This window comes from Streptomyces javensis, from assembly GCF_039525925.1.
GTDB classification, from domain to species: Bacteria; Actinomycetota; Actinomycetes; order Streptomycetales; family Streptomycetaceae; genus Streptomyces; species Streptomyces asiaticus.
In genome coordinates, this window is the sequence record NZ_BAAAIF010000054.1 from 61,311 (window position 1) to 71,542 (window position 10,232).

Below are 10,232 nucleotides of genomic sequence, written 5' to 3' on the forward strand. Positions count from 1 at the left end.
CGAGTGGCTTCGCGGGTCAGGCGGTGTAAGCGACATCGAAATCCAGGCTCGCGGGCAGTTCTCGGCGCTGGCTGATGTTGATCTTCCGGTAGACACGAGTCAAGTGTTGTTCCACCGTGGAGATCGTGATGAAAAGCTTAGCGGCGATCTCGCGGTTGGTGTAGCCGGAAGCTGCTAGTGCTGCCACTCGACTTTCTGCATCGGAGAGTTCGGAAAAGGCGGCAGTATCCTCTCCGGCGCGGGCCGCCTCCGACAGGGCCGAACGGGCCGGAGTGCGCTGCAATGAGCGGGACAGTTCATCGGCGCCGCAGCTGTCCGCGAGCCGCAGGGCCCGACGCGTCATCAGTCGGCTGGTGTCCAGATCGCCGAGCTGCTTGTGCGCCTCCGCCAGGTCCGCCAGCGCCCGCGCCATCTCGTACCAGCCACCGCTCGCCTGGAGCACCCCCACCGCCTGCTGGAGCAGCGCGATGCGCTCGTGTCGCGGCCGGGTGGCGGCCAGGATCCGCAGCGCGGCGCCCCGGGTGCGCGAGGAGGACTCCCCGGCCAGCTCCAGCTGCTCCTCCGCCAGCCGCGCCGCCCGCTCCTGGCCGCCCAGCGTCAGCCAGGTCTCGGCGGCGCCGAGCCGCCAGGTCAGGGTGGCGGGGGAGTCAAGGCCCCAGTCGGCCATCTTCTCGCCGCAGGCTCGGAAGTCGGTGAGGGCCGCGTGCTGGCGGCCGGTGGCCAGCTGGTGCCGGGCCCGCGCGTAGAGGTAGTGCAGCCCGAAGCGGTTGCGGTACATCTCGTCCGGCACCGGGCGGGCGAGCAGTTCGGCCGCCGCGTCATGGTTGCCCATCGCGGTGTGGGCGTTGATCAGCATCCCCAGCGGCATGCCGACGGTGACGCCCCAGCCGCGCGCCGGAAGCTCCTCCAGCGCCCGCTCTGCGTACCGGACCGTGTCCCGCAGCCGCCCCACGCGCAGCGCGATCTGGGCCCGCAGCACGCAGAAGTAGGCCAGCAGCGCCTTGGCGCCGCGCTCCGAGGTCTCCTCGATCAGCCGGTCGCACCAGGTGGTGGCGGTGGCGTGGCGGTCGGCGTACACCAGCGTCTGGAGCGCGGCGTGCACCGTGAGCATGGTCCGGTCCGAGAGCCGGACGGTCTCCAGCACCCGCTCGGCGGCGCGTACGGCGCGCTCGTCGACCCCCCGGCTCAGCACCGTCAGCAGCGCGCGGAACGCGGTCAGATGGGGCGACTCCGGGGTCTGGTCCGGCGACAGCGGGACGTCCCAGGGGCCGTCGTCCTCCTCCTGGTCCAGGAAGGGCCGCAGTTCGGGGTGGTCGGGGTAGGTGGAGGACAGCGCGAGCCGGATGGCGCGTAGACCGGTGTCCAGCTCGGTGCCCGGGTGCTCGGCGGCGGCCCGGCTGACCCGCTCGAGCGCGGCGGCCGCCTCGTCCATCCGGCCGAGGCCCAGCAGCCCGATGACGACCGGGATGGTCTCCGGCGCGGGCAGCAGCCCGCTGCCCGCCGGACCGGCCAGCGACTGGAGGCGCCGCATCTGGGACAGCGGGTTGAACGGCCACATGGCCTGCACCATCGTGGCCTGGAGCTGAAGCGCCTCGCGCTCGTCGGTGGTGTAACGGTCGGCCATCTGGAGGCAGTTCATCGCCAGTTCCCTGCGGTCCGCGGCGATGGCGTGCACGGCCGCGTCGCACAGCGCCTGCGTGATCCACTCCTCGACCGGCTCGGGCGCCTCGTGGCTGAGCAGATGCCGGGCCACGTCGATGGGATCGGCGCCCTCCTCGTACAGCAGCCGGGCGGCCCGGTGGTGCAGCGGGCCGAGCTCGTGCAGCTCCAGGTCGTCCAGGAGCACGGTGCGCACCGCGTCGCTGCGGAACCGCCCGCCGTGCAGGATCCCGACCTCGGTGAGCAGCGCGACGGACTGCCGTACCAGCCGCTCCTCGACCTCGATCAGCCTGCTCAGCAGGGGAACGGACGTGGCGTCACCCAGCAGTGCGACCCCATGGGCCACCCGGCGGTGGGCCGGGCCGCCGCGGTAGACGCAGGACAGCGCCGCCTGCCGGAACAGCTCCCCGGCCACCGGGGCGTCGGTGCCGGGCGCGGGGTCGAGGGGGCCGCGGGTGAGGCGGGAGAACCGGTCGTCCAGCAGACCGCGCAGCAGCAGCAGATTGCCGCCGGTCAGCTCGTGGTACGCGGCGGCGTGCCGCCCGGCCTCCGCGGTGCCCAACTCCTCGGTCAGCAGCGTGGAGACGCCCGCGACGGTGAGCGGGGCGAGCCGGACGTGGCACACCTTCGGCTCGTGCAGCAGCTCGTCCAGGGCGGTGGCGGCGGGGCCGGTCAGCGACCCGCGGCTCACCACGACGGACAGCGCCTCCGAGCGGCAGCGGCGGATGCCGTACGCCAGGCAGCGCAGCGACGGCAGATCGGCGAACTGGACGTCGTCGATGGCGATCAACAAGGGGGCGTCGCCGGTCAGTTCGTCGAGGGTGCGGTGGAAGTTCTGGAGCAGCGAGAGCTCGGCCTGGTCCGGGCCGTTCGGGTCGCGGAGCGCGTCGAGGCCGGGGCGCGGCCGGGAGCGCTGCAAATGGGTCGGCATGCCCTGGTAGAGCTGCTCGAGCACGGCGTAGGGGAACTTCTGCTCCGAGGCGGAGGCGACCGCGGGCAGCACCCGGACGCCGCGTCCGCCCGCGGTGTCCGTCATGGTGTGCAGAAGTGCGGTCTTTCCCGATGTCACGGCGCCGCTGATAACGGCGAGCCGGCTTCCCTCGCGGGCGCCCTCGAAGAGGAGCCGATTGAGCCGGGCTATCTCCTGATCGCGCTCCACCAACACGTACGAAACACCTTCCCCGATTTTCCGTGTGCGCAGGGGTCTTGAAAGCGAATCACCGTGCATGGCGCACCTGGTAATGCATCGTCCCCCGAGTTGAAATTACCGCGCCGCTGTCCGGGTCCCCTATCCCTTCCGTTACCGCACCCTGCGCGGCGGCATCGCTGCTCTGCGTTATGTCGCGTGTTCCCCGCCCCACCCGGCCCGGTTGGGCATGCCAGCCCGGGATCACGGGTATGGGGTGGATGCGCACTCTAGCAGTGCCGTTGGTACGAAAAGATGACCGTCTCGTCACGGGAGAAACTGTTCGATTACGGTTTCGTCCCCAGGGCCGAGTTGTGAAATCCGGAGCCGACTCTCAGATCGTGCTTCGTTGCTGGTAGTTGAGGGGTTCCCGAAGGTAACACCCCTGTCGGATGTGAAAGTTGCGCAAAAGTGTCGGAAACTACTGAACCTCGAGTTCGCCCTCTCGCATCCCGTTGTGTGTGTTTCCCCTGTTCGATGGCCGGAGTCATCGTCGCCCCAGGCATCCATTAGCATCGCCGCGGCCACGGAATCGACCGTGGTGTGTCATGGGCCACTATGGGAACGACCACTAGGGAAACAACTAGTTGTCCGAGCGAGAAACGGGAGGAAGTGCGCGTGGTCAACCAGAAGTTGACATTTGTCGTCGGCACCGGTCGGTGCGGTTCGACGGCTCTGTCTCAGATCATCAATATTCATCCGGATGTTCTCAGCATCAATGAATTGTTCGCCAGTATTCCGGACACGGAGGTGCTGGACGAGACTCCGCTGAGCGGTTCGGATTTCTGGGGATTTCTGTCCCGGCCCAATGTGGTCACCAATAGCATGATCAAAAATGGCGCCATCCCGCCCGAGTTCCTCTACCACCGGATGCCCAAGCGGCGGTTCGACGCGGAGACCACCGGTATCCCGGCCATCAGCGTCATGGTGCTGCCCCATCTGACCGACGACCCCGACGCGCTCTTCGACGAGTTGGCGGCCGAGGTCACCACCTGGCCCACCCGCCGTCCGGCGGACCACTGGACGGCCCTCTTCGCCACCCTCGGCGCACGGTTCGGCAACCCCGGAGCCGTCGTCGAGCGCACCGGCCTGTCCATCGGCCGCGTACCCGAGATGCACCGCGCCTTCCCCGAGGCCCGCTTTGTGCACCTCTACCGCCAGGGCCCCGACTGTGCCGTCTCGATGAGCCGCCACTTCAGCTTCCGGATGATCCCGATGCTGTGGGAGATGGCCATCCACTGCGGTCTCGAGACCCCGAGGCATCTGACGCCGCAGCACGCGGCCCAGCTCCCGTCCGACCTGGCCCCGCTGCTGAGCGACCGCTATGACCCGGCGCTGGTGTGGGACCGTCCCATCCCGATCGACGCGTTCGGCACCCTGTGGTCCGAGACGATCGTCGACGGTCTGCGGAAGCTGGACGAGGTCCCGGCGGAGCAGCGCACCGCGCTGTCGTACGAGACGCTGCTGGAGGAGCCGGAGAAGGAGCTGATCCGGCTCGCCGAGTTCATCGGCGTGGAACCGCACCGCGACTGGCTGGACGCGTCCATCGCCCACCTCGACGGTGGCCGGCCGGGCGCGGCGAGCAAGCTGGCCGAGGAGGAGCTCACCTCGCTGCTGGAGTCCTGTAGCCCGGGGATGCGGGCGCTGGCCGCCCACCACTAGGGCGCACCTCGTCACCCGGCGGCGGCCGCCCTCCTGGAGGCCGGTCGCCGGGCGGCGCCCGGCGTTCCCTGGCGAGCCCCCGGGGAGACCCATACGTACGGGGCACGCTGTGGCGAGACGTCCATAGCCGGTGCCTATCATCGTGGTGTGCAGTTGCATCAGCTGCGATATTTCGCCACCGTCGCGGAGACCCGGCACTTCACCCGCGCCGCGGAGCTCCTGCATGTCGCCCAGCCCTCGCTGTCCCAGCAGATCCGTGCCCTCGAACGGGAGCTGGGAGCCGATCTCTTCCACCGGGCGCGCGGCAATATCGCCCTCACCGACGCGGGAGAGGCCCTGCTGCCACTGGCCCGCCAGATCCTCGCCGACACCGAGACCGCGCACCGCGAGGTCCAGGAGGTCGCCCAGCTGCGGCGCGGCCGGGTGCGGCTGGGGGCCACGCCGAGTCTGTGCGCCAGCTTCGTCCCCGATGTGCTGCGCCGCTTCCACGACGAGTTCCCGGGCATCGAGCTGATCGTGGACGAGGGCGGTTCCCAGGACCTGGTCCGCACGCTCTCCGCGGGCGAGCTGGACCTCGCGCTGATCATCACCCCGGTGCTCGGCCAGGCCCCCGCCCTCGCCGCCACCGAGCTGCTGCGGGAGGAACTGGTGGTGGCCTCCTCACCCGCGTCCCCACCGCCCACCCGGCGCCGGCGGATCCAGGTCGAGGATCTCCGGGACCGCCCGATGGTGATGTTCCGGCGCGGCTACGACCTGCGGGAATTCACCACGGCGGCCTGTCGGGCGGCCGGTTTCGAGCCGTCCTTCACGGTCGAGGGCGGTGAGATGGACGCGGTGCTGGGCTTCGTACGGGCCGGGCTCGGCATCGCCGTACTGCCGGGGATGGTGGCGGCCCGGTCCGGGCTGCGGATCACGCCGTTCGCGGGCCACGACATGCAGCGCACCATCGCCGTCGCCCACCGGAAGGACGTCGCGCCGCCCCGGGCCGCGCGGGAGCTGCGCCGGGTGATGCTGGAGCATCTGCGGACGGCGGCCGCGGGGGAGTTCAGCCTGCCGCCCACCACGACGCGACTGCTGCCGTAGCGGGGTGGGGGCCTGCCTTACGGGGTGCCCGGCGGTTCTTTCCCCTCCCCGCCCCTTCTCCCGCACCAGGGGCTTCGCCCCTGGACCCAGGGGTCTGGTGGACCAGGGGTTTGGTGGACCCAGGGGTTTGGTGGACCAGGGGTTTGGTGGACCCAGGGGTTTGGTGGACCCAGGGGTCTGGGGCGCCTTCCAGCCCTCCAGGGGGCACCTCCCAGCGGTAGCCGGGGGAGTTTGGGGAGCGGGGTCTGGGGCGGAGCCCCAGTTTCGGGAAGGGGCGGGGAGGGGGCTGTGACGATATGCGGCTCCGCCGCGTGGCCCGCCGCGGGCGGCAAGATCCACCGGACACCCCCGAGCGGGGCGGCGCGCCGTAAGGCCGCCGGGCGTTGGCGCGCCGTAAGGCCGCCGGGCGTTGGCGCGCCGTAAGGCCGCCGGGCGTTGGCGCGCCGGGGATGGTTGGTGTCAGCCCCAGATCGCGTGGGCCAGCCCCACACCCGCGAAAGCGGCGCCCACCCCGACCACCAGGCTCAGCACCACATTCGCCACGGCGAAGAGCCGGGCGCCCTCCTCGGCCAGCCGCAGGGTCTCGTACGAGAACGTCGAATACGTCGTCAGCGCCCCGCACAGCCCCGTGCCCAGCAGCAGTTGCAGCCGCTGGGACGCCGCGCCCTCCGCCGCCGCGCCGGTCAGCAGGCCCAGCACCAGACAGCCCCCGATATTGACCAGGAACGTGCCCCAGGGGAACACCGAGTCGTGCCGTGTCTGCACCGCGCGGTCGGTCAGATAGCGCAGCGGGGCACCGACCATCCCGCCCGCGATCACCAGCAGCCAGTTCACCGGGCCTGCCCCCGCGGGCGCACGATCTCGACCGGGTCGACCACCACGAGGCCGTCACCCACGATCTCCTCCAGCTCCGGCAGGAAGGCCCGCACTCGCTCCTCCGTATCGATGATCACGACGGCCATGGGCAGATCCTCGCCGAGCGACAGCAGTCGCGAGGTGTGGATCAGGGACGAGGAGCCGTACCCCTCGACACCGCGGAACACGCTCGCCCCCGCGAGCCCCGCGCGATGGGCGCGGTGGACGATCTCGGCGGACAGCGGTTTGCGGTGCCAGGTGTCGTTCTCGCCGATGAAGACGGTCAGCCGCAGCGCGGGCTCGCCGGTCATCGGGCCGCCCTCCCGCCGGGGCCGCCGCCGTACCCGCCGAGGACGCGCCGGGTCGCCACCACGGCCGCCCATACGGCCGCCATCGCCATCACGAGCGTGCCCAGCAGATAGCCGAAGGCGATCGCGATACGGCCGTCCTGGATCAGCCGGGTGAAGTCCACGGCGTGCGTCGAGAAGGTGGTGAAGCCGCCGAGCACCCCGGTGCCGAAGAAGGGCCGCACCAGCCGGTGGGCCGTCCACATCTCGGTGATCAGCACCAGGAAGACGCCGATGATCGCGCAGCCGACGACGTTGACCAGCAGGATCGTCCAGGGGAAGGCGCTGGACGGGGTCGGCCACAGCAGCGAAGCGCCGTAGCGGGCCGTCGCCCCGAGCGCGCCGCCCACCGCCACCACACCCACCACGGGGCCCTGCGCTCGCCATGGGCCGTGCCGGGCGGGCGCGACCGGGCCGGTATCGGGGTCGATGGGCTCGTCCACCACATCCGACCGTGAGCTGCCCATAGGGCTCAGATTACGTCGTGACGCGGACACCGGCCGACCGGGACCGACGAAGGGGAGGAGCGGCGAGAGGTATGGGCGCCTTACGGAGAGCGAGGGGCGTGGGCGCGTTACGGAGAGCGAGGGGCGTGGGCGCGTTACGGAGAGCGAGAGGCGTGGGCGCCTTACGGAGGGAGTCCGTCAGTGATCCCGGCGCGCCACGAAGTCGCACAGCGCGTGCAGCACCCGGGTCGCCGGGCCGTCCGGCAGTCGGTTCGCCGCGCTCCGGGCGCGCAGCAGCCGGGCGTGCATCACTGTGCGCGCCTCCGCCAGCGCACCGCAGCGGTGCAGCAGCGCGACGGCCCTCGGCAGCCCGGCGCCCTCCGGGCCCGCGGTGGCGGCGGTCAGGAGGGTGCGCAACTCACCCGCCTCCGGCCGCTCGTCGGCCAGCGCCAGCAGCACCGGGAGGCTGGCCACCCCGATCGCGAGGTCCTTGCCCTGTTCCTTGCCGGAGACCTCGGAGGTGGACGTGATGTCGAGGATGTCGTCGGATATCTGGAACGCGATGCCCAGGTGTTCCCCGTATTCGGCGAGCGTCTGGACGACATGCTCGGGGGCGCCCGTCCGTACCGCCCCCAGTTGCAGCGCCATGGAGATGAGCGCGGCCGACTTCCCGGCCACCACCGTGAAGTAGTGGGAGAGCGGATCGTCCTCGTCCGAGGGGCCGACGAGTTCCCTTATCTGGCCCATGATCAGCCGATTGGTGACCTTGGACTGCAACCGTATGGTCTCCGGGCCGAGTTCCGCGGCGAGCTGGGCCGCCTTCGAGAGCAGCCAGTTGCCCGCGAGGACGGCGGTGGTGTTGCCCCAGCGGGCGTTGACGCTGGGGACTCCGCGCCGGGTGTGGGCCTGGTCCATGACGTCGTCGTGGTAGAGCGAGGCGACATGCACCAGCTCGGCCAGGGCGGCGGCCTCCACGGCGCGGGACGGGTCGGCGGCGGCCGGGTTGGTGGCGTAGGGATCGGTGGCGTACGGATCGGCGCCGGGTGGGGCGGTGGCGTACGGATCGGCGCCGGACGGAGCGGTGGCGTAGGGATCGGCGCCGGACGGAGCGCTGGCGTACGGATCGGCGCCGGACGGAGCGCGCTCGCCGAACTCCGCGCCCACCAGCGCTAGAAGCGGGCGCAGCCGTTTGCCACCGGGGCCGAAGAGATGTCCGGCGACTTCGGCGACGCAAGGGTCCTGGGCCCCGGCGGCGAGCGCGCGCAGCCACTCCTCCGAGGCATCCATTCCGCGTTCCAGCCGGGCCGTGAGCGCGGGGTCGCCGAAGGTGAGCTCCATGGCCATGGAGCCCCTGGGCTCGGTTCTGGCGGACGCGACCATGTCGCGGACCGTAGGCGAGGGCCGCCCCGGAACCCCGAGTTCCGTCAGGAAGGTGCCATTTCCGTATCCCAGGCTTTTCCCCAGGCCCCCGCGAACCCGTCGGCGGGCGCCCGCCCCCTGCCGGTACCGTCAAGCTCGTCGACGCCGACCGTGAGCGAGGAGACCAGCGATGAGCAACCCCTTCGAGAACCCCGACGGCCGCTATCTCGTGCTCGTCAACGAGGAGGGGCAGCACTCGCTGTGGCCCGCCTTCGCCGAGGTCCCCGCGGGCTGGACGGTCGCCCACGGCGAGGACGACCGTCAGGCGTGCCTGGACTACGTCAACGAACACTGGACCGATATGCGTCCCACGAGCCTGATCAACGCGATGGACGGCACCTCGGCCTGATCGCGTTCGCGCACGGTTGGCAGTTTCCGGTCATATCTCTTCCCTTTTTGGCGTCGCATGGCCGTAACGCGTGCCTTACGGTCGCCACGGTGCTCACGGCGTTACGTTGGCGAGGTGACGGACGCGAACGTCGACCTTCCGGCGACCATGCGGGCATGGGTGGTCCCCGCCCCGGGCCGGGTCGAGCAGGTGGAGCTGCCAGTTCCGCGCCCGGCGGAGGACGAGCTGCTGGTCCGGGTCCGGGCCTGTGGCGTATGTCGCACCGATCTGCATGTCCGCGACGGCGATCTGCCCCCGCACCGCAGCCCCGTCGTCCCCGGGCACGAGGCGGTAGGCGAGGTGGTCGCGGCGGGCTCGCGGGCACACGGCCCCGGACCCGGAATCCGGATCGGCGTCCCCTGGCTGCGGCGCACCTGCGGCCGCTGCCGCTACTGCCTCCGGGGCCGGGAGAACCTGTGCCCGTCCTCCGAGTACACCGGCTGGGACGCGGACGGCGGCTACGCCGAGTACGTCACCGTACCGGCGGCCTACGCCTATGAGCTGCCCGCCGGCTACCGCGACGAGGAGCTCGCCCCGCTGCTGTGCGCCGGGATCATCGGCTACCGCGCGCTGCGCCGGGCCGACCTTCCGCCGGGCGGCCGGCTCGGCATCTACGGCTTCGGCGGCTCGGCGCACCTCACCGCCCAGGTCGCCATCTCGCAGGGCGCCGTCGTCCACGTCCTGACCCGCTCACCCGCCGCCCGCGCGCTCGCCCTGGACCTCGGCGCCGCCTCCGCGAACGACGCCTACGACCGTCCGCCCGAGCCGCTCGACGCCGCCATCCTCTTCGCCCCGGTGGGCGAACTGGTCCCGGTCGCCCTGGAGTCCCTGGACGCGGGCGGCACGCTGAGCATCGCCGGGATCTACCTCACCGACATCCCGTCACTCGACTACGACCGGCATCTCTTCCGCGAGCGCACGGTCCGCAGCGTCACCGCGAACACCCGCGAGGACGGCCGCGAATTCCTCGCCGCGGCCGCCGAGCACCGCATCAGCGCCACGGTCACGCCGTACCCCTTCGACCGGGCGGACGCCGCCCTCGACGACCTCGCCGCCGACCGCGTCAACGGGGTGGCGGTGCTGACGATGCCGCACTAGGTGTGTTGTCCGGGGAGGTTGGTGACGCGGCTGGCTGGGGTGTGGCCGCTGATTCCGGTGTGGGGTCGGTGGTAGTTGTACCAGTCCAG

General features: G+C 71.3%; 9 protein-coding genes. 4 read left to right on the top strand and 5 right to left on the bottom strand.

Annotation, left to right across the window (positions count from 1 at the left end):
• Nucleotides 1-16: 16 nt before the first annotated feature.
• Nucleotides 17-2,824, bottom strand: a complete 2,808-nt coding sequence (locus ABD329_RS34495) for a helix-turn-helix transcriptional regulator (RefSeq protein ID WP_198276860.1) — start codon at nt 2,822-2,824, stop codon at nt 17-19.
• A gap of 579 nt (nt 2,825-3,403) precedes the next feature.
• On the opposite strand from ABD329_RS34495, the gene ABD329_RS34500 reads away from it, so the two are divergent.
• Both ABD329_RS34500 and ABD329_RS34505 read left to right on the top strand, forming a co-directional pair.
• On the top strand, nt 3,404-4,507 hold the full coding sequence (locus ABD329_RS34500) for a sulfotransferase (protein ID WP_214664787.1): 1,104 nt from the start codon (nt 3,404-3,406) through the stop codon (nt 4,505-4,507).
• Nucleotides 4,508-4,654: 147 nt separating this feature from the next.
• The gene (locus ABD329_RS34505) at nt 4,655-5,590 is read left to right on the top strand and encodes a LysR family transcriptional regulator (RefSeq protein WP_198276862.1); all 936 of its coding nucleotides are present in this window, start codon (nt 4,655-4,657) and stop codon (nt 5,588-5,590) included.
• Between the two features lie 459 nt (nt 5,591-6,049).
• On the opposite strand, the gene crcB (ABD329_RS34510) is transcribed toward ABD329_RS34505, so the two are convergent.
• From crcB (ABD329_RS34510) to ABD329_RS34525, 4 genes are all read right to left on the bottom strand, one after another.
• Nucleotides 6,050-6,424 carry a fluoride efflux transporter CrcB gene (crcB, locus tag ABD329_RS34510; RefSeq protein WP_198281569.1) on the bottom strand — a complete coding sequence of 125 codons (375 nt, stop codon included), beginning with the start codon at nt 6,422-6,424 and terminating at the stop codon, nt 6,050-6,052.
• Nucleotides 6,421-6,756: a DUF190 domain-containing protein gene (locus ABD329_RS34515; protein WP_198281570.1), complete on the bottom strand. Its 336-nt coding sequence runs from the start codon at nt 6,754-6,756 to the stop codon at nt 6,421-6,423. The genes crcB (ABD329_RS34510) and ABD329_RS34515 overlap by 4 nt, the downstream gene beginning before the upstream one ends.
• Nucleotides 6,753-7,259 carry a fluoride efflux transporter CrcB gene (crcB, locus tag ABD329_RS34520; protein WP_198281571.1) on the bottom strand — a complete coding sequence of 169 codons (507 nt, stop codon included), beginning with the start codon at nt 7,257-7,259 and terminating at the stop codon, nt 6,753-6,755. Before crcB (ABD329_RS34520) ends, ABD329_RS34515 begins: the two co-directional genes overlap by 4 nt.
• Before the next feature lie 177 nt (nt 7,260-7,436).
• On the bottom strand, nt 7,437-8,618 hold the full coding sequence (locus tag ABD329_RS34525) for a polyprenyl synthetase family protein (RefSeq protein WP_246619098.1): 1,182 nt from the start codon (nt 8,616-8,618) through the stop codon (nt 7,437-7,439).
• A gap of 169 nt (nt 8,619-8,787) precedes the next feature.
• Between ABD329_RS34525 and ABD329_RS34530 the strand changes: the two genes are divergently transcribed.
• Both ABD329_RS34530 and ABD329_RS34535 read left to right on the top strand, forming a co-directional pair.
• On the top strand, nt 8,788-9,006 hold the full coding sequence (locus ABD329_RS34530) for an MbtH family protein (RefSeq protein WP_020871252.1): 219 nt from the start codon (nt 8,788-8,790) through the stop codon (nt 9,004-9,006).
• A gap of 147 nt (nt 9,007-9,153) precedes the next feature.
• Complete coding sequence (locus ABD329_RS34535) at nt 9,154-10,143, top strand: zinc-binding alcohol dehydrogenase family protein (protein ID WP_198281574.1); 990 nt, start codon at nt 9,154-9,156, stop codon at nt 10,141-10,143.
• Nucleotides 10,144-10,232 lie beyond the last annotated feature (89 nt).

Excerpts from the sequence above, each read along its gene's own strand:
- ABD329_RS34500 (WP_214664787.1), top strand. The coding sequence starts at position 3,404 with ATGGGAACGACCACTAGGGAAACAACTAGTTGTCCGAGCGAGAAACGG.
- ABD329_RS34515 (WP_198281570.1), bottom strand. The coding sequence starts at position 6,756 with ATGACCGGCGAGCCCGCGCTGCGGCTGACCGTCTTCATCGGCGAGAAC.
- crcB (WP_198281571.1), bottom strand. The coding sequence starts at position 7,259 with ATGGGCAGCTCACGGTCGGATGTGGTGGACGAGCCCATCGACCCCGAT.
- ABD329_RS34525 (WP_246619098.1), bottom strand. The coding sequence starts at position 8,618 with ATGGTCGCGTCCGCCAGAACCGAGCCCAGGGGCTCCATGGCCATGGAG.
- ABD329_RS34530 (WP_020871252.1), top strand. The coding sequence starts at position 8,788 with ATGAGCAACCCCTTCGAGAACCCCGACGGCCGCTATCTCGTGCTCGTC.
- ABD329_RS34535 (WP_198281574.1), top strand. The coding sequence starts at position 9,154 with ATGCGGGCATGGGTGGTCCCCGCCCCGGGCCGGGTCGAGCAGGTGGAG.